At 49.6% G+C, this 278-nt stretch carries 1 protein-coding gene; it reads left to right on the top strand.

The annotated features are described in order from the left end of the window. The coding region (locus tag CF394_RS03145; RefSeq protein ID WP_165767437.1) for a PTS transporter subunit EIIC at window positions 1–278 on the top strand (278 nt) is incomplete at both ends.

The raw sequence follows: 278 nt of genomic DNA, 5'->3' as shown, positions 1-278 counted from the left end.
TATGCTGTTTATCTGGCCGCCAATTCAAGGCGCACTGAACAGCTTTTCAACGAACCTGCTTGCAGCCAATGAAGCGGTCGCAGCTCTCATCTTCGGAATGATTGAGCGGGCTCTGATTCCGTTCGGTCTGCACCATATTTTCTACTCGCCGTTCTGGTATGAGTTCTTCAGCTATACGAACCAGGCGGGAGAAATTGTCCGCGGTGACCAAAGAATTTTCATGGCGCAAATCAAAGACGGCGTCGAATTGACAGCGGGTACATTTATGACCGGTAAGT

This window comes from Tetzosporium hominis (assembly GCF_002265435.1).
GTDB lineage: Bacteria > Bacillota > Bacilli > Bacillales_A > Planococcaceae > Chryseomicrobium > Chryseomicrobium hominis.
This window is presented reverse-complemented; position numbering and strand designations above follow the sequence as displayed.